The organism is Naumannella halotolerans (assembly GCF_004364645.1).
Taxonomy (GTDB): Bacteria; Actinomycetota; Actinomycetes; order Propionibacteriales; family Propionibacteriaceae; genus Naumannella; species Naumannella halotolerans.
In genome coordinates, this window is the sequence record NZ_SOAW01000001.1 from 151,160 (window position 1) to 169,458 (window position 18,299).

At 66.0% G+C, this 18,299-nt stretch carries 20 protein-coding genes; 14 read left to right on the forward strand and 6 right to left on the reverse strand.

Features of this window, described 5'->3' with window-relative positions:
• Positions 1–94 precede the first annotated feature (94 nt).
• Positions 95–1,417 (forward strand): hypothetical protein, encoded by a 1,323-nt coding sequence (locus CLV29_RS00720; protein WP_133753189.1) that lies wholly within the window; start codon positions 95–97, stop codon positions 1,415–1,417.
• 114 nt (positions 1,418–1,531) lie between these two features.
• On the opposite strand, the gene greA is transcribed toward CLV29_RS00720, so the two are convergent.
• Positions 1,532–2,047, reverse strand: a complete 516-nt coding sequence (greA, locus tag CLV29_RS00725; protein ID WP_133753190.1) for a transcription elongation factor GreA — start codon at positions 2,045–2,047, stop codon at positions 1,532–1,534.
• Positions 2,048–2,101: 54 nt separating this feature from the next.
• Positions 2,102–2,515: a DUF4307 domain-containing protein gene (locus CLV29_RS00730; RefSeq protein ID WP_166649085.1), complete on the reverse strand. Its 414-nt coding sequence runs from the start codon at positions 2,513–2,515 to the stop codon at positions 2,102–2,104.
• Between the two features lie 209 nt (positions 2,516–2,724).
• Here CLV29_RS00730 and mca point away from each other — a divergent pair, with 209 nt between their 5' ends.
• The 7 genes from mca (at position 2,725) to CLV29_RS00765 (ending at position 8,743) form a co-directional block, all read left to right on the forward strand.
• Positions 2,725–3,696 carry a mycothiol conjugate amidase Mca gene (gene mca / locus CLV29_RS00735; protein WP_133753192.1) on the forward strand — a complete coding sequence of 324 codons (972 nt, stop codon included), beginning with the start codon at positions 2,725–2,727 and terminating at the stop codon, positions 3,694–3,696.
• Positions 3,693–4,022, forward strand: a complete 330-nt coding sequence (locus CLV29_RS00740; RefSeq protein ID WP_133753193.1) for a hypothetical protein — start codon at positions 3,693–3,695, stop codon at positions 4,020–4,022. The genes mca and CLV29_RS00740 overlap by 4 nt, the downstream gene beginning before the upstream one ends.
• A 224-nt stretch (positions 4,023–4,246) precedes the next feature.
• Positions 4,247–4,507, forward strand: coding sequence for a glutaredoxin-like protein NrdH (gene nrdH / locus CLV29_RS00745; protein WP_133753194.1), 261 nt, complete (start codon positions 4,247–4,249; stop codon positions 4,505–4,507).
• Positions 4,508–4,628: 121 nt separating this feature from the next.
• The gene (nrdI, locus tag CLV29_RS00750; protein WP_133753195.1) at positions 4,629–5,066 is read left to right on the forward strand and encodes a class Ib ribonucleoside-diphosphate reductase assembly flavoprotein NrdI; all 438 of its coding nucleotides are present in this window, start codon (positions 4,629–4,631) and stop codon (positions 5,064–5,066) included.
• Positions 5,051–7,300 (forward strand): class 1b ribonucleoside-diphosphate reductase subunit alpha, encoded by a 2,250-nt coding sequence (nrdE, locus tag CLV29_RS00755; protein WP_243831648.1) that lies wholly within the window; start codon positions 5,051–5,053, stop codon positions 7,298–7,300. The genes nrdI and nrdE overlap by 16 nt, the downstream gene beginning before the upstream one ends.
• A 46-nt stretch (positions 7,301–7,346) precedes the next feature.
• Entirely contained in the window at positions 7,347–8,345 is a 999-nt protein-coding gene (gene nrdF, locus CLV29_RS00760; protein ID WP_341799699.1) for a class 1b ribonucleoside-diphosphate reductase subunit beta, read from the forward strand.
• 5 nt (positions 8,346–8,350) lie between these two features.
• Positions 8,351–8,743, forward strand: coding sequence for a hypothetical protein (locus CLV29_RS00765; protein ID WP_166649086.1), 393 nt, complete (start codon positions 8,351–8,353; stop codon positions 8,741–8,743).
• 266 nt (positions 8,744–9,009) lie between these two features.
• Here CLV29_RS00765 and CLV29_RS00770 read toward each other — a convergent pair whose 3' ends face one another.
• The 3 genes from CLV29_RS00770 to CLV29_RS00780 all read right to left on the reverse strand — a co-directional run bounded on the left by CLV29_RS00770 (position 9,010) and on the right by CLV29_RS00780 (position 11,398).
• On the reverse strand, positions 9,010–9,489 hold the full coding sequence (locus tag CLV29_RS00770) for a phosphoribosyltransferase family protein (protein ID WP_166649087.1): 480 nt from the start codon (positions 9,487–9,489) through the stop codon (positions 9,010–9,012).
• A gap of 85 nt (positions 9,490–9,574) precedes the next feature.
• Positions 9,575–10,945 carry a uracil-xanthine permease family protein gene (locus tag CLV29_RS00775; protein ID WP_133753199.1) on the reverse strand — a complete coding sequence of 457 codons (1,371 nt, stop codon included), beginning with the start codon at positions 10,943–10,945 and terminating at the stop codon, positions 9,575–9,577.
• Between the two features lie 156 nt (positions 10,946–11,101).
• Positions 11,102–11,398 carry a DUF2277 domain-containing protein gene (locus CLV29_RS00780; RefSeq protein WP_133753200.1) on the reverse strand — a complete coding sequence of 99 codons (297 nt, stop codon included), beginning with the start codon at positions 11,396–11,398 and terminating at the stop codon, positions 11,102–11,104.
• Positions 11,399–11,501: 103 nt separating this feature from the next.
• Between CLV29_RS00780 and CLV29_RS00785 the strand changes: the two genes are divergently transcribed.
• From CLV29_RS00785 to CLV29_RS00810, 6 genes are all read left to right on the forward strand, one after another.
• Complete coding sequence (locus CLV29_RS00785; protein WP_133753201.1) at positions 11,502–12,182, forward strand: AIM24 family protein; 681 nt, start codon at positions 11,502–11,504, stop codon at positions 12,180–12,182.
• A gap of 117 nt (positions 12,183–12,299) precedes the next feature.
• Positions 12,300–13,034: a DedA family protein gene (locus CLV29_RS00790; RefSeq protein ID WP_133753202.1), complete on the forward strand. Its 735-nt coding sequence runs from the start codon at positions 12,300–12,302 to the stop codon at positions 13,032–13,034.
• A gap of 147 nt (positions 13,035–13,181) precedes the next feature.
• Positions 13,182–14,246, forward strand: coding sequence for an ABC transporter ATP-binding protein (locus CLV29_RS00795; RefSeq protein ID WP_133753203.1), 1,065 nt, complete (start codon positions 13,182–13,184; stop codon positions 14,244–14,246).
• 3 nt (positions 14,247–14,249) lie between these two features.
• Entirely contained in the window at positions 14,250–14,918 is a 669-nt protein-coding gene (locus tag CLV29_RS00800; RefSeq protein WP_133753204.1) for an ABC transporter permease, read from the forward strand.
• Complete coding sequence (locus CLV29_RS00805) at positions 14,915–15,604, forward strand: ABC transporter permease (protein ID WP_133753205.1); 690 nt, start codon at positions 14,915–14,917, stop codon at positions 15,602–15,604. The genes CLV29_RS00800 and CLV29_RS00805 overlap by 4 nt, the downstream gene beginning before the upstream one ends.
• A gap of 68 nt (positions 15,605–15,672) precedes the next feature.
• Entirely contained in the window at positions 15,673–16,605 is a 933-nt protein-coding gene (locus CLV29_RS00810; RefSeq protein ID WP_133753206.1) for an ABC transporter substrate-binding protein, read from the forward strand.
• Positions 16,606–16,684: 79 nt separating this feature from the next.
• On the opposite strand, the gene CLV29_RS00815 is transcribed toward CLV29_RS00810, so the two are convergent.
• Complete coding sequence (locus CLV29_RS00815) at positions 16,685–18,211, reverse strand: MFS transporter (protein ID WP_133753207.1); 1,527 nt, start codon at positions 18,209–18,211, stop codon at positions 16,685–16,687.
• Positions 18,212–18,299: the final 88 nt, after the last annotated feature.

Sequence of the window (18,299 nt, forward strand, 5' to 3'; positions counted from 1 at the left end):
GCGGACTCGGTGACCGTCGCCCGATCCCGGATTCGGCCCTGAACCGGACGGGCCAGCGCCTGCCGGGCCGGTGCCCGAACCTAGACTCGGAGCCATGGACTCCACGGAAATGGATGCGATCCTCGACGAGTTGGCTGCCGGTCGGATCGACAAGGCCGAAGCAGCCCGACGGATCCAGGCCGTCCGCGGTGCCGGATCGAACGCCCCGCAACAGGCGGCGGATGGCTTGGGGTGGCCGGCAGCCGAGTCGCCCGCCGACCAGCCGCTCTCGGCCGCCGCCGAGGAGGCCGTGGTGGAGGAGCAGGCAGTCGAGGAGCCGGAACCGGCCCCGGCAGCCGAGCCCCTGAACGAGCGCGATCTCGGTCGGGCACAGGCACCGGGGGTGGCCCGGGAGGACTTCCGTCGCCCGGTCCACGGCCCCGAGCCGACCGCCGGGACCGATACGTCGGATGCATCGACCACCGACCCATCGGAGGCCGGCACCGATCCATCGGGCACCGATCCGGGCGAGCGCGGCTCGGCTGCATCGGACGGGTCGAAGGCGGGCCGGACCGGTCAGGACGCGCCGAAGGCCGAGGACAAGGTCTCCACCGCTGATGGCGTTCCCGATCTCGGCGCCTGGTTCGACACCGCCCGCCGGGGGTTCGGGCGATTGCGCAGTGATGCCGAGAAGGGTTTCGACCGGTTGCGGGCCGAGGCCGAGAGCAGACTGGGTGAGCGACGTCCGAGCGCCGACAGCGGCGCCGGTGCCGGTACGGGAACGCCCAAGAATTCGGCCAAGGGGGTGCAGCGGGTCTTCATCCGAGCCGTCGGTCGGCGGATCCGGGTGGTCGGTGATGCCGATGTCGCCACGGTCACCGTCGACGGCACCCACAACCTGAAGCGTCGCGATCAGGTCATCGAGATCACCAGCGAGGGCGATGTCGGACCGTCGCTGCAGGGATTCAGCATCTTCCGGCCGCCGCGCAGTTTCGACGACGTGAAATCGATGGGGCTGGGAAGGGAACTGACGGTCCGGATCAACCCGGCGCTGCAACTCGACGCCGAGATCACCGGTGGCTCGTTGCACACCGAGGGAGTGGAGCGGTTGGGCAAGGTACGGGTGACCGTCGGCGGTGCCCGGTTCAGCGGCGTCACCGGCGCCGAGGACGTGTTGGTGCAGGCCGGTCCGGCGACGCTTGCGGCCACGATCACCAGCGGTCGATCCCGGGTGCGCTGTGAGTCGGGCACCTTGACCGTGACCCTGGGCGCCGGCAGCAACGTGACCGTGCACACCGAGAGTCAGCTGGGCCGGATCGCCTGGGCCGGGGCGCACAGCGGTGCCGCCGACGAGGTCGAACTCGGCAACGGCAGCGCCCGGCTGGATGTGGGTGCGGTGATGGCCTCGGCCACCATCCGTACCGAGGTCGCCGAATAGGCCGAACGCCCAGAGCCCGGCCGGGTCACACAGGTCGGGACGACCACAGGTCGGGACAACAGGAGGGCCGCACGGCGATCCGTGCGGCCCTCCTGTTGGCAGTGTGTTCGAGGGTCAGCCGGTGAAGGGTTCGACGCCGGTGATGGTGACGTTGATCTGCTTGCCGTTCGGTGCCTCGTAGGACACCGAATCGCCCTTCTTCTTGTCCAGGATCGCGGCACCCAGGGGGCTCTGCGGGCTGTAGACGTTGAGGTGGTTCACGTCGTCGTCCAACCCGAGCATCTCGCGGGAGCCGAGCAGGAAGGTGTCGGTGTCGGTCTCGTCACCGTCGAAGGCGATTGTCACCTTCGAGCCCGGGACGACCAGATCCACCTCGGCGGGTGCCTCGCCCACCTCGGCGCGGCTCAGCATGTCCTTCAACTGCAGGATCCGGGCCTCCATCTGGCCCTGCTCCTCGCGCGCCGCGTGGTAGCCGCCGTTCTCCTTCAGGTCGCCCTCTTCGCGGGCCTGCGCGATCCGCGCAGTCACCTCGGCGCGACCGGTGTTCTCCAGGTGCGCCAGCTCGGCGGCCAACTTGTCGTAGGCCTCCTGGGTGAGCCAGATCGTGTTCGTTTGGGTGGTCTCTGCCATCGAACAAGGCTAGCAAAGCCCCCGACGGTACGACGGATCGCGCTGCCGCACGGCTCAGAGAGCCTCGCAGTCCTCCACGTCGACCGCAGTGGAGCGGCGGTAGGTCAGGATCGTCACCTCGACGGTCGCCTCGTTCGCCTCGCTGGGTTCGATCAGCTGGGTGACCTCACCGACCCGTTCGAAGTTCTCGGCCAGGGCGAACACCTCGCAGGTGGCCGGGCGCGAGGGGTCGGGGCGATAGACGTCGATCACGGCATCCACCCGGTCGGGGTGGGTCTGGAAACCCCGGACACTGCCGCCGACCTGCTCGTTCCCGTGGAACGAGGCGATCCAGAGGTAGGTGCCGCCGGCTATCAGGGCGAGCACGGCGATGATCGCGATCCACCCGGTGCGACCGATCCGCGGCGGTGGGTACCGGCGGGCGATCCGTTCCCTCTCGGCCTCGTCGAGGCCTTGGCTGCTGGACACCTGTCCATTGTGCTGCATCGGCCACCCGGTGCCGAAATGCCGCTCGTACCGGCTTTTCTGGAATCGGTGTCGGTCCTTCGTTGTTGTATGGAGGTGAGCCCACGGTCGGCCGGTTTCGGCCCGCCGGAGGCCCGGAACGGATCCCGACGTGACGCAGGTCGCGCCGGTTGGATTGGCGAGGACGCGTGCTGCGGGGAAGGATGACCTCCATGGTCGAATCAGTTGCCGACGATCTCGAAGGCCCCGCCGTCGTGCTGCCGCGCAGGCATGACCACCACGGTGAGCCGCTGCGGTTGTTGCACGTGCACGCGCACCCCGATGACGAGTCGAGCAAGGGCGCGGCGACCACGGCCCGGTACGTCGCCGAGGGGGTCGAGGTGATGGTGGCGACCTGCACCGGCGGCGAGCGCGGCTCGATCCTGAATCCGGCGATGGAACGACCCGACATCGAGGCCAACATCGCCGAGGTACGACGCAACGAGATGGCCGCGGCGAGGAAGATCCTGGGGATCGAACAGGTCTGGCTCGGCTTCGTCGACTCCGGCCTGCCCGAGGGTGATCCGCTGCCGCCGCTGCCGGAGGGCTGTTTCGGGCTGACCGATCCGCAGGAGACGGCGCGCGAACTGGTGAAGGTGATCCGGCAGTTCCGGCCACAGGTGATGACCACCTATGACGAGAACGGCGGTTACCCGCACCCGGATCACATCATGACCCACCGGATCAGCATGACCGCCTACGAACTGGCCGCCGACCCCGCTGCCTGGCCCGAGCTCGGCGAGCCGTGGGAGGTGTCGAAGCTCTACTACCACATGACCTTCCATCGCCGGCGGCTTGCGGCCCTGGACGCCGCGATGACCGAGGAGGGGCTGGAGTCGCCGTACCGGGAATGGCTGGCGAACTGGGACCGGGGTGAGGACTGGGAGAAGCGGGTGACCACCCGGGTCTGGGCCGCGGACTGGTTCGGGGTACGCGATGCCGCCCTGCTCGCCCACGCCACCCAGGTCGACCCGGACGGGCGGTGGTTCGCCATCCCGCTGCACGTGCAGCGGCGCGCCTGGCCGACCGAGGACTTCGAGTTGGCCCGCAGTCGGGTCGAGTCATCCCTGCCGGAGGACGACCTGTTCGCCGGCATTGCGGTCGAGTCGCCGGTCGTACCGGCGGTGGAGGAGGCATCGGCATGAGGAACGAGGACAATCCCCTGGCAGCGATCGCGATCCCCGGATGGGGGATGGCGATCGTGCTGGTGCTGATCATGGCGGCGATGGGCCTGATCTTCTGGTCGATGATGCGGCGGCTGCGGGCCGAGCGGCTCGAACTGCAGGCAGAGGCCGAGGCCGCCGGCGAGACGGTGCTGGCCGTACCGACGCTGGAGGACCTGGACCGTGACGCCGACGGGGGCCGCCACCGCTCGGCGGACCGGACGGCAGGGGCTGTCCGCGACACGCCCGAGCCGGCCTCGGAGACGGTCCGCGACACGCCGAGCAAACCGCGCCAGACCGGCGATTGAGCAAGATTCCGGTCCGACTTGTGGTCTTCCGGTTTCCAAAATCACATGCGTGTAATACGCTTATCTAGCGGTCAAGGTGACTGTCAGACACTACATCTAGTGTTCAGGGCAGCCGAAAGGGCCGAGCGGTGAGGCTGACGGGAAGTAGGTCGGCAGATCCGGTCAACAGGTCAACGGCAGACCGAACAAGCAGGGTTTCCCTCGGGTTTTTTAGGAGATGTGACATGTCCGTGACGGTGTACACCAAGCCTGGATGCGTTCAGTGCACGGCCACCTACCGTGCCCTCGACAAGGCGGGTGTGGAGTACGAGGTGATCGACCTCACCGAGGACGATGCGGCGCTCGAGCACAGCAAGAACCTGGGCTACTTCGCGGCCCCGATCGTGATCACCGCGACCGATCACTGGTCGGGTTTCCGCCCCGACAAGATCGCGGCACTGGCCAAGGCGCAGGTCGAACAGACCTCCGCCAGCAGCGTCGCCTGAGCAATCCGACAGGGCCGGTCGACCCGAACAGCTGATTCGGGTCTCCGGCCCCGAAGGCGCCCGGCACCGGGCGTCGCCGAACCGAACGACCAACAGATCAACGGTCTGAGTGAGGCAAAACATGACGAGTGCAACGGTCGAACCGACAACAGGCATTCGGCAGACCACGGATCGCGTGATCCACTTCTCCTCGAGCTCGGGCAACACCGACCGGTTCGTGCAGAAGCTGGGGATCGAGGCCACCAGGATCCCGCTGGACGGGACCCCGGTGCAGGCCCGGGCACCGTTCGTGCTGGTCGTACCGACCTACGGTGCCGAAGGCAAGGGGCACGTACCGCCCAAGGTGGTTGCGTTCCTGAACGATCCGGTCAACCGGTCACACCTGCTGGGTGTGATCGGGGCCGGCAACACGAATTTTCATGACACCTACTGCTTGGCCGCAGACATCATCGCCGCCAAGTGCCAGGTGCCCGTTTTCTACAAGTTTGAACTCATGGGGACCCCCGACGACGTCGACCGGGTCAGGGAAGGATTGGAAGCACTGTGGAGACGACGGTAGAAGATCTGGGCGTCGATCCGGCCAAGGCCGAGGCGCCCGGCAGCGAACCTCAGCCGGCGCCCACCCCGGGCACGTCCGATCTGGCACCCGATGCCAGCGACACCAACATCCCCGACAAGTACCGCGGGCTCGGTTACCACGAGCTGAACGCGATGCTGAACCTGTACGACGAGCAGGGGAGGATCCAGTTCGGCGCGGACCGGGAAGCAGCCCACCAGTACTTCCTGCAGCATGTGAACCCGAACACCGTCTTCTTCCACGACCTGGAGGAGAAGCTGGACCATCTGGTCAAGCACGGTTACTACGAGAAGGACGTGCTCGACCAGTACAGCGACGACTTCATCAAGGGACTGTGGAAGCACGCCTTCGACAAGAAGTTCCGATTCCCGACCTTCCTCGGGGCGTTCAAGTACTACACCTCGTACACGCTGAAGACGTTCGACGGAAAACGCTACCTCGAGCGGTACGAGGACCGCGTCTGCATGGTCGCGCTGGCCCTGGCCCGCGGTGACGAGGCGATGGCGACCAACCTGGTCGACGAGATCCTCGGCGGCCGGTTCCAGCCCGCCACCCCGACCTTCCTCAATGCCGGCAAGAAGCAGCGCGGTGAGCTCGTCTCCTGCTTCCTGCTGCGGGTGGAGGACAACATGGAGTCGATCGGCCGGTCGATCAACTCCGCGCTGCAGCTGTCCAAGCGTGGCGGTGGTGTGGCGCTGTCGCTGACCAACATCCGCGAGTCCGGTGCGCCGATCAAGCACATCGAGAACCAGTCCTCGGGTGTGATCCCGGTGATGAAGCTGTTGGAGGACTCCTTCTCCTACGCCAACCAGCTCGGTGCCCGCCAGGGTGCCGGTGCGGTCTACCTGCATGCGCATCACCCCGACATCCATCGTTTCCTCGACACCAAGCGTGAGAACGCCGATGAGAAGATCCGGATCAAGACGCTCTCGCTCGGCGTGGTGATCCCCGACATCACCTTCGAGCTGGCGAAGCGGAACGAGGACATGTACCTCTTCTCGCCCTATGACGTGGAGCGGGTCTACGGCGTACCGTTCACCGAGATCTCGGTGACCGAGAAGTACTACGAGATGGTCGACGACGCGCGGATCCGGAAGACCAAGATCAACGCCCGCGAGTTCTTCCAGACCATCGCCGAGATCCAGTTCGAGTCCGGTTATCCCTACATCATGTTCGAGGACACGGTGAACCGGGCGAACCCGATCGACGGTCGAATCACGATGTCGAACCTGTGCAGCGAGATCCTGCAGGTCTCCACCCCGAGCAAGTTCGCCAACGATCTGTCCTACGACGAGATCGGCAAGGACATCTCCTGCAACCTGGGTTCGCTGAACATCGCCCAGGCGATGGATGCACCGGATCTGGGCCTGACCATCGAGACCGCCATCCGTGGTCTGACCGCCGTCTCGGACATGAGCTACATCGACTCGGTGCCGAGCGTGGCCTACGGCAACTCCAAGAGCCACGCCATCGGTCTGGGGCAGATGAACCTGCACGGTTATCTGGCGCGCGAGCGGATCCACTACGGCTCGGCCGAAGGGGTCGACTTCACCGACATCTACTTCATGACGGTGTTGTTCCACTGCCTCCGGGCGTCGAACACGATCGCGGTCGAGCGTGGGGAGACCTTCGACGGCTTCGAGCGGAGCAAGTACGCCTCCGGCGAGTTCTTCGACCGCTACACCGCCGGTCCGTGGCAGCCGAAGACGCAGAAGGTGAAGGAGTTGTTCGCCGACGCCGGTGTGCACATCCCGACCGTTGCGGACTGGGAGCAGCTGAAGGCCGATGTGATGGCCGGCGGGATCTACAACCAGAACCTTCAGGCCGTACCGCCGACCGGTTCGATCTCCTACATCAACAACTCGACCTCCTCCATCCACCCGGTGGCGGCGAAGATCGAGATCCGCAAGGAAGGCAAGATCGGTCGCGTCTACTACCCGGCGCCGTACCTGAGCAACGACAATCTCGAGTACTACGCCGATGCCTACGAGATCGGGTACGAGAAGATCATCGACACCTATGCCGCGGCCACGCAGCATGTCGATCAAGGTCTGTCCTGCACCCTGTTCTTCACCGATGAGGTGACGACCCGGGACATCAACAAGGCGCAGATCTACGCCTGGAAGAAGGGCATCAAGACGCTCTACTACATTCGTCTGCGGCAGCTGGCCCTGCAGGGCACAGAGGTCGACGGCTGCGTCTCCTGCATGCTCTGAGGAACTGATCATGTCCAATCCCGAGAACCTCCACGAAGGCAACACAGTGACAACCACAGGCGAAGGCACCGCCACTCCGGCGGTGAAGCTGGTCGACCATGTCCAGGCGATCAACTGGAACCGGATCGAGGACGAGAAGGACGTCGAGGTCTGGAACCGGTTGGTGAACAACTTCTGGCTGCCGGAGAAGGTGCCGGTCTCCAACGACGTGCAGTCGTGGGCGACGCTGACCCCGGCCGAACAGCAGTTGACGATGCGGGTCTTCACCGGCCTGACCCTGCTCGACACCATTCAGGGCACGGTCGGTGCGGTCAGCCTGATCCCGGATGCGCTGACCCCGCACGAGGAGGCGGTCTACACCAACATCGCCTTCATGGAGTCGGTGCACGCCAAGAGCTACTCCTCGATCTTCTCCACCTTGTGCTCGACCAAGGAGATCGACGAGGCGTTCCGCTGGTCGGTGGAGAACGAGCACCTGCAGCGCAAGGCCGAGATCGTGATGAACTATTACAAGGGCGACGATCCGCTGAAGAAGAAGGTCGCCTCGACCTTGTTGGAGTCGTTCCTGTTCTACTCCGGCTTCTACCTGCCGATGCACTGGTCCAGCCGGGCGAAGCTGACCAACACCGCCGATGTGATCCGGTTGATCATCCGGGACGAGGCGGTGCACGGCTACTACATCGGTTACAAGTACCAGCGCGGTCTGGAGACCCAGACCCCGGAGCGCCGCGAGGAACTGAAGACCTACACCTTCGACCTGTTGTTCGATCTCTACGACAACGAGGTGGCCTACACCCACGCGTTGTACGACGAGGTCGGCCTCAGCGAGGACGTGAAGAAGTTCCTGCACTACAACGCCAACAAGGCATTGATGAACCTCGGCTACGAGGCGATGTTCCCCTCCCAGGTGACCGATGTGTCGCCGGCGATCCTGTCCGCGCTGAGCCCGAACGCCGATGAGAACCACGACTTCTTCTCCGGATCCGGTTCGTCGTACGTGATCGGCAAGGCGGTCAACACCACCGACGAGGACTGGGACTTCTGAGTCGGGTGTCGAGGGCGAGTGCCGGTTGTGCGGCACTCGCCCTGTTTCTGGGCGGTTGTGCCGGGGGAGATGATCCGCTCGCGCTGACGGCGCAGCGGGACGGCGCGAGCGTCGTCATGGTGCAACTGTCTGATCCCGGCGGTGGCATGGAAGCTGCCTTCAGCGGCACCGTGACCGTCACCCGGGACGGGTGCTGGACGTTCGACGACGAGGCGCCGCTGGTGTTCCCGGCCGGCACCGATCTGGTCGACGACGGGCGGGCGGTCGAACTGTCCGACGGCACGGTGACTCGACTCGGGGATCAAGTGCGGTTCGGCGGCGGATTCGTCGACATCGACAGCCGAAGCGGGGTCGCTGCCGAATGCGCCGACGGCGACAGTCTGATCCTGTGGCAGTGACCTGTCTGCCACGGAGCCCGGTGGCGGCCCGAAGGAGACTGAGGCGGTGGGAACAGCACGCCAAGGTCGCCGAGACGCGATGAGATGGCACTGAGCCTGTGGCGACGCACAAGGGCAGCACGCGCCGTTGCTGAGGACCCGTTGGTGCAGCCACCGGGCCGCGTGATCCGGTGTCGCGGTCTTGCTGATAGCGCTCCCCGGCGCGTCACCCGTGGTGTGTCAGACGAAGCCGCCGTATGCGAGTCGACGGGTGATTCCGAAATGAGTCACAACTCGCGCAGACTGATCCGCCCCAACGTCACTAGCCGCACTCCACGGGCCTGCACTTCGTCGGCTCCGGCATCCTCCTCCTGAAGCAGGAATCCGGCACCGACGACGTCTCCTCCGGCCGAGTGAAGCAGGTCGAGTGCGGCAACGGCTGACGAGCCGGTGGAGATCACGTCATCGACGAAGAGCACGCGCCGACCGCGGACCGCATCCAGACGCGCGCGGTCGAGCATGAGTTCCTGCTTCCCGTGGCTCGTGATCGAGGTCAGGGTGGCCCGGAGCGCATCCTTCAGGTGGACCTTTCGGGATTTCTGCAGGACGAGATAGTCGTCAAGCCCCAGGGCGCGGGAGACCTCGACTGCCAGCGGAATCCCCAGAGTCGCGGCCGTGGCCACGATGTCGATTCTGTCGTCCCGGAATCGCTCGGCCAGTTCGGCGCCCACGGTTTCGATGAACCGGACGCCGTGATCGATCGTCATCAGCAGTGTGATCGCCCGAGTGTCGGAGATCGGTATCACCGGGAGTTCGGCAGTCCAGGATCCAATTTGTACCGACTGGGTCGTTTCATGCATGGGATCCCTCGGGGTCCTTTCTACGGGCGTCGAGTCGCGGTCTGATCAGCAGGTTCACCAGCGGGTGCAGGATGAGCAGCATCACCGTACTGACCATCATCGGGCTGGTCAGGACGCTGGACACACTAGGGGAGAGTGTGGCGACAACATCGTCGGGAATGGCTTGCAAACCCACGGGTACTACGAAGCTGACCGCAGCCACGATCAGGTTCAGGTCGTCCCACTCGACATGCCGGAGTTGTTGCACCCCTGAGATCGCGATAACACCGAACAGGATGGTGGCAGCCGCCGACAGCGCGGGGCCGGGCAGGTTGGCGATGAACAACGCGAGGGGCGGAAAGAATGCCAGACCGACCGCGAGCGCCCCGGCCGCGATCGTGACCGATCGCGAGGCGATCCCGGACACTCGGAGGATCCCAGCATTCTCGGGGTAGGAGGTGGTCCCGATGCCACCGAAGAGGCCACCAATGGCCGAGCCTACGAACTCGACGCTCAGACCACGATTGGCGCGGTTCACGTCGACCTTCTGCCCGGACCAGCGGCCCAGTAGGGCGTAGACACTCATCGATTCGGCTCCGGCCTGCAGGAAGCCGATCATCATGATCGGAACAGCAGCCCAACTGAAGCCGATCCCGAACGGCAGCAAGGTCGGAGCGCCGATGAGCGGCGTGGCTGTGAGGTCAGGCGGGCTCCACACCCCCATGGCGGCCGCCAGAACCGTTCCGATCGCAACTCCGGCGAGAATCGCCAAGCGTTTCAATATGGTGTTCCCGCCAAAGATCATGCAGCCGGCGACCGCCAGTGCGCTGATCACGGCGATGATCACACCGGGGCCGAATCCTGTGCCAGGAGCAAGCTCGGTGAACCAACCGGAGACGCCGATCGAGGCCAACTGTGCCCCCAGAACGAGAAACATGACGCCGAACACCAAGGGATTCGACACCACCCGGGCGAGGTGTCCGTACAAGCCCAAGCGGGCAAGCGGGAACGCCAGCAGTGCCGAAAGGAGCCCCGCGATGATCATGGAGCCGAATGCAGTTCCGAGGCCGAACTGGCCCCCGGTGGCGATGAGTGCGACTAGCAGCGCAGCCGTCGGGCCCTGCACGATCGGCAGTCTCAGAACTCGGCTGGACGATGCGATGGTGACGATACCGGTAAGCAGGAAACAGCCCTGGATGATCAGGGCAACCTGCTCGGACTCCAAGCCGACTGCCGAGCCCAACGTTGCCGGAAATACCCAGAGTCCGGTCAGTGCCAGCAGGTGTTGAACTCCGTAGACGGCAGCGCGTTGCGGAGGCAGCGCCTGGTCGTAACCGATCGAGAACGAACCGGGGTCCGCGGTCCTCGGAGGTTGAATGGTCATAGTTGCCTCTCGGGAGCGGTTTCCCCCTGAAGCTAGACCGGCGGAAGGCAGATAGCTTTACGACGCGGTTACGGCCCGGTTTCGTCCTTGGCGATCAAGGCTGGGTGCCCTCGGGGCCGCCGCGTCAGCGGCGCAGACGAATCAGCCCGACGGGTCTCACGCCGAACCGGTGCGCAGCCTGACCTCGCGTTCCATCCGCTTCTCGTGGCGCTGCCGGCCCCTGATCGCCTCCTGCTCCCGGCTCTTCGGCGGGGCGTTCGTCACCAGCTGATCCAGCATCGTCCGGGTGGCGGCAGCGATCTCGTCGATCGCCTGCTCGAAGGCCGGGGTGTTCGCGCGCGACGGGCGGGTCGATCCGCTGACCTTCCGGACGAACTGCAGTGCGGCCTCACGCACCTCGTCGTCGGTGGTCGGAGGCTCGAAATTGTGGAGACATCGAATGTTGCGGCACATGGACCGATGCTAGGTCACCTGTCGGGCTGGGAGCAGTGGCGGGCACTGGGCAGTGACCTTCGGGTCGGCCATACTCGGAGGCCCCGACGAACCAGGAGATTCCATGCGAAGCAGTTTGTTCGACGCCGCCAATTCCGAGCGGCAGACCGCCGAACGCTGGGCCCTTCAATCGGGGAAGATCCTGCGCTGTGCACTGACCCCGGATTCGCCGGAGATCATCTCCGCTGCCGGTGCGATGGTGGCCTATCAGGGGCAGATGGACTTCTCCTACCAGGGCAGCGGCGGCGGGATGCGGCTGCTGAAGAAGATGGCGACCGGCGAGGGTGCGAACATGATGCGCACCCGCGGTCACGGCGAGATCTTCTACGCCCGGCAGGCCCACGACGTCTTCCTGATCCAGCTCGAGGGTGAGGCGCTGACCCTCAACACCAGCAACGTCCTCGCCTTCGACGGCTCGATCAACTGGGACATCAAATCGCTCGGCGGGGCAGGCTTCATGGCGGGCGGGCTGTTCAATCTGCACCTGCAGGGACACGGCATGGTCGCGGTGACCTCCGATGGGCCGCCGATGCTGCTGGACTGCTCCCAGCAGCCGACCTGTGTCGACCCGCAGGCGGCGGTCTGCTGGTCGGCGAACCTGGCACCGCAGATCAAGAACGACTTCAAGTTCGGGTCGCTGATCGGACGTGGTTCGGGAGAATCGTTCCAGCTCGCCTTCCACGGCCCGGGCTTCGTCGTGGTCCAGCCCTCGGAGGGCGTACCGGTGGTCCGTGCCGGTAGCTGACACCCCGGGCGAAACGCACGCGACATGACAGATGTCACCACGGCGGCGTTGAGCGCTCATGGCAGTCGATGAATCGTGCAGCCCCACGGACCCCGGGGACCAACCAGAGTGAGGGGTATGAGCAGCCACACCGAGCAGATTGACGATCGTCGGCAGACCGGAAAGACCGTGGCCGGGCAGTCGAGGGGCAGCGGCGCCGCGGCATGGGACGCGGTGAAACCGTGGCAGGGCAAGGCCGAGCCGATGGATCGGTTCCTGCTGCTGGCCCCCCTTGTCGCGGTTGGTCTGATGCTTCTCACCAAACCGCTGCAGCCGTTCTGGTTGGCCAGTGAGCCGCTGCTGCTCGCCGCCGTGACCGGATCCAACCTGTCGGTCGGAGCCGCAGCGGCATTCGCTGCGGTGAACGGCACCAGTCTGCTGCCGGTGATCGCTGTGGGGGTCTTCGGTTCGCTGAAGTTCCATTGGCTGTTCTGGCTGGCCGGCCGTCGCTGGGGCGATCGGCTGGTGGCGCTGCTGGTGCCCACCGAGTCCGGTCAGCGCAAGGCCGCGGGGCTGCGCGGACGTACCCGCCTGACCGCGGTCGGGGTCCTGATCGGGGAGTGGCCCGGTGTGCCCACCGTGCTGGTCCACGTAATCGCCGGATGGCAGCAGATGTCGTTCCTCCGCTGGTGCGCTCTTGCCGTGATCGGGGCCGCGGCCTGGGTCGGCCTGGTCGCCGGACTGGGCTACGGGATCGGCCAACCCGCGGTCGATCTGGTGCTGATGATCGACAGGTACGCCACCTGGGTCAGCCTGGGAATCCTCGTGCTGATGCTGTTCACCGCCTCCCGGCAGGCTCGCCGTACCCGCTGAGCCAGCTCCGGAGGACGAAACGCCGGACAGGCAGAATCGCACCGAACCACAGCAGTATCCCGACTAGGCTGAACCGAGCGGCTCCCCGAACGGGTCGACGTCAACGTGCCCCGTTGGCAGCCAGCGAGGACAGCGAGGTTTGGAACAGTGATCGAATTCGACGGTGTCTCCAAGCAGTACCCCGGCGGGACCACGGCGGTGTCCGATCTGGATCTGACCATCCCCAGCGGGAAGATCACCGTCTTCGTCGGACCCTCGGGATGTGGCAAGACCACCTCCCTGCGGATGATCAACCGGATGGTGGACCCGACCACCGGAACTGTCAGCATCGACGGTGATGACGTGGCCCGGCGACCGGCCGCCCAACTGCGACGCACCATCGGCTACGTGATCCAGAGCGGGGGACTGTTCCCGCACCGGACGGTGGTGGACAATGTGGCGACCGTGCCGGTGCTGGACGGTGTCGGCAAGCGACAGGCCCGCGATCGCGCACGCGAACTGCTGGAGGTCGTCGGGCTGGATGCCTCGCTGGGTGATCGGTACCCGGTGCAGTTGTCCGGCGGGCAGCAGCAGCGGGTCGGGGTTGCCCGGGCGCTGGCCGCCGATCCGCCGATCATGTTGATGGATGAGCCGTTCTCCGCCGTGGATCCGGTGGTACGCGAGGATCTGCAGAACGAACTCCTGCGGTTGCAGGCCGAGCTGGGCAAGACCATCGTGATGGTCACCCACGATATCGACGAAGCGATCAAGCTCGGTGACCTGGTGGCGGTCTTCGCCTCCGGCGGGAAGCTGGCGCAGTTCTCGCCGCCCGCCGAACTGCTGGCCGACCCCGCCGACGATTTCGTCGCCGGGTTGGTGGGCCGCGACCGCGGTTATCGCGGGCTGTCCTTCCTGAGCGCCGATGATCTTGAACTGCAGTCCATCGATTCGAGCGTCGACGGCGCGAAGTTGATCACCGACGCAGGCAGGCCGGTCGGCTGGCAGGACGGTGCTGGGCTGAATCCCGATGTCGGTACCTACACCGAGGGGGCCACCTTGCGGACGGTCGTCGACCAGATCCTGTTGTCGGCGGTCGGTGCCGCGGTGCGGGTCGACGGTGACGGACGTGCGGTGGGCCTGGCCCTGCAGTCCGAGGTGATCGCCCAGGCCCAGGAGCGGGAACCGCGCGATCGCATTCCCGGCGAGCCGGTGGCCCCGGAGAACGGGGTCTGACCGATGGGCTTCTTCGCTGATGTGATCAGGTACCTGCAGATCAACGGTGAGACCGTGCTGCAGGCCTTGCTCGAACACATCTGGCTGGCACTGCTTCCGGTGCTGATCGCTTTCGTGCTGGCGGTGCCGATCGGCTGGCTGGTGGTACGGGTGAAACCGCTCAGCCAGATCATCCTGGCCGGTAGCAGCGTGATGTACACCATCCCCTCCCTGGCGCTGCTGCTGCTTCTTCCCGGGATCATCGGGACCAGCGTCCTGGACACGATCAACGTGGTCATCGCACTCACGCTCTACAGCGTCGCGCTGTTGGTACGTACCTCCGCCGACGCGCTCGGATCCATCGACGACGCTGCGGTGCAGGCGGCGGTGTCGATGGGGTACGGGCCGGTGCGTCGCTGGTTCACCATCGATCTGCCGCTGGCGATGCCGGTGCTCCTGACCGGACTGCGGGTGGCCACGGTCGCCAATGTCAGCATGGTCAGCGTCGCCGCCCTGATCGGCATCGGCGGACTCGGACAGTTGTTCACCCGCGGTTTCCAACTCGGCTTCTATGCACCACCGATCGTGATCGGGTTGGTGTTGTCGGTGCTGCTGGCCGTAGTGGCCGACCTCGCGATCGTCGCCGTCCAACGGTTGGCCACCCCCTGGACGAGAGCGGGGAAGACCGCATGAGCCTCGACTACCTGCTGAACCCCGAGAACTGGTCGCTGGCCAATTCGGCCGGGTTTCCGCAACGCATCCTGGAACACCTGGCCTACACCGGGCTGGCCCTGGCGCTCGCCTTCGCCATCGCCTTCCCGCTCGGTCTCTGGATCGGTCACACCGGTCGAGGTGCGTTCCTCGCGATCAACATCGGCAATGCCGGCCGGGCGCTGCCGACCCTGGGAGTGCTGATGCTGGCGCTGGCCCTGGTCGGCATCGGGCTGCTGCCGGTGACGATCGCCCTGGTGGTGCTGGCGATCCCGCCGATCCTGGCCAGTACCTATGCCGGTATCCGCGCGGTGCCGCCGACGGTGGTCGATGCCGCCAGAGGGATCGGGATGACCGAACCACAGATCGCCTTGCGTACCGAACTTCCGATCGCTGCGCCGATCGTGATCGGCGGCGTCCGCAATGCCGCACTGCAGGTGATCTCGACCGCCACCATCGCCGCCTACGTCGGTCTCGGCGGTCTCGGTCGCTTCCTCTTCGACGGTCTGGCCCTGCGCGACTACTCGCGGGTGGTGGCAGGTGCCGTGGTCCTGGCCGTGCTCGCGGTGGTGATCGACCTGCTGTTGGCCGGCGCCCAGCGCATTCTGGTTTCTCCCGGCGTCACCGGGAGACAGGCCCGGCGGGTCACCGTGGGGTCCAAGTCCTGAGTCCCGTCGGACAGGGCCAGTAGGCTCCCCGGCAGGGCTTCGGCCAAGCAACGATCAGGAGAATCAGCATGAATCGAGCACGAACGATCCTCGTAGGCGCCGGTGCCGCCCTCAGCGCACTGGTGCTGGTCGGTTGCGGCGGCGGCTCGGACCCGCTGGCCGGTGACTCCGGCGGCGGCAGCGACTCGAGTTCGACCATCACCATCGGCTCGGCCAACTTTCCCGAGAGCGAGCTGTTGATGCAGATGTATGCCCAGGCGCTGGAGGCCAAGGGTGTGCAGGTGGAGACCCAACCGAACATCGGTGCCCGGGAGATCTACATGGAGGCCTTCAACGACGGCAGCATCAATCTGCTGCCCGAGTACAACGGGGCACTGCTCGCCTACCTCTCACCCGATGGGGTGAGTGAGGACGTCAGCACCCCCGAGGAGGTCTACGACGCCCTGCAGGAGGTGCTGCCGGAAGGAGCGCAGACCCTGGAGCAGTCCGCGGCCGAGGACAAGGACACGTTGACCGTCACCCAGGAGACCGCGGCCGAGTACAACCTGCAGAGCCTGGCTGACCTGGCACCGGTGGCCGGTGAGATGTCGGTCGGTGCCGGGCCGGAGTTCCAGGAGCGTTTCCAGGGCTCGATCGGTCTGCAGGAGGTCTACGGCGTCACCTTCGGCGAGTTCAAGCCGCTGGATGCCGGTGGTCCGCTGACGATCGCCGCCCTGCAGGACGGTGACGTCGACGTGGCCAATGTCTTCTCCACCGACTCGGCGATTCCCAGCAACGGCTGGGTGACGCTGGAGGATCCGGAGAACCTCTTCCTGGCCCAGAACGTCGTACCGCTGATCAAGTCCGAACAGGCGACCCCGGAGGTGGTCGAGGCACTGAACGGTGTCTCCGCGGCGCTCACCACGCAGAACCTGACCGATGCCCTGGCGCAGGTGCAGGTGGACAAGGCCGATCCGGTGGTCGTGGCCGGAGACTTCCTCACCGAGCACGGTCTGAAGTGATCGACTTCGGCTGAGGTCTCGATCACCTGCGAGAACGCGATCGTGCCGTCCGGTCACAGACCGGACGGCACGAGTCGTCTCAGCGGCCGGTACGCAGACCGCGCCAGGCGATCACGGCAGCGGTGAACATCAGGCCCGCAGCGAGCAGGCAGGTGATCGCCACCCCGGACTCGAATGCCGCCCGGGCCGAATCGGCCAGGAACGCCGCCTGCTGGCCGGCAAGTCCGGTCGCCTCGTCCAAGGCGCCACCGAGGGATCCGGTGGCCGCTGCCTCGGCTTCCGGCGACATCCCGGCAGGCAACAGCAGGTGCGCCCGATAGGCGACCGTGATCACGCTGCCGAGGACTGCCGTACCGAGCACCGCACCGACCTCGTAGGCGGTTTCGGACACGGCCGAGGCCGCTCCGGCCCGATCCCGGGGTGCGGAGCCGATGATCAGGTCGTTCGACAGTGTCTCCGCGCCACCGATACCGGCACCGAGCATGGCGAAGGCGAGCATCAGCGTCACGGCCGTGACGCCCTGGCCGGACAACCCCACCAGGAGGAAGGCTGCGACCGAGACCAGCAGTGCTCCGGTGACGGTGGTCCGGACCGGCAACCGGCGGGCGATGCCGACAGCGAGGAAGCCGCCGACCATGGCCGTCACCGAGCCCGGCAGCAGCACCAGAGCAGCCGACAGTGCGCTGAGCCCGAGCACCAACTGCAGATGCTGCGAGACCAGGAACAGGAATCCTGCCATCGCCATCATGCTGACCAGGTTGATCAGCACCGAGTAGCGGAAGTCGGCGATGCCGAACAGCGACAGTTCGAGCATCGGCTGGCTGCCGCGATCGCTCAGCGCCCGTTGACGGGAGATGAAGGCCGCGCCGAAGGCCAGGCCGAGGACGGCCAGCACCAGCGGTTGGACACCGAATCCGTACACCGCGAGTTCCTTGATCGCGAGTACCAACGGGCCCATGGCCAGAATCGACAGGCCGACACTGAGCAGGTCCACCCGGCCCGGTGTGGGGTTGCTCGATTCTGGGATCAGCACTGGGGCCAGGATCAGCAACGGGATCAGTACCGGGACCGAGATCCAGAAGACCGAACCCCAGTCGAAGGCGGTCAGCAACAGGCCACCGATCAGCGGGCCGAGAGCCGCGCCGGCGCTGAAACCGGCGGTCCAGACCGCGATCGCCAACCGCCGCTGGCTGTCGACGCTGAACAGCGAGCGGGTCAGCGCCAGGGTCGACGGCATCAGCATGGACCCGAACAGCGCCATCGCGGCGCGACCGGCGATCAGCCACTCGGCCGAGGGGGCGAAAGCAGTGGCAGCCGAGATCGCGGCGAATCCGGTGGCGCCGATCAGCAGCAGCCGACGGCGCCCGATCCGGTCACCGAGATTGCCCATCACCAGCAGCAGGGCCGCCAGGACGAGCGGGTAGGCGTCCACCATCCACAGTTGTTGGGTCGCTGTCGGGTGCAGATCGGCGGCAATGGCCGGCAGCGCCAGGCCGAGCACCGTGTTGTCCATCGACACCAGGAGCACCGGCAGCATCAGTACCGCCAGGGCAAGCCACTCCCGTGCGCCGGCACGCGCGGTGGCTGGTGCCAGTTGCTGAGTCATGTCTCTCTCCTTCTCCGCCGAGTAACTGTACCGTCTGGACGGTACACAAAACAATCGGGAACGCGCGCTTGTTCCCGCCGGCTTCGAA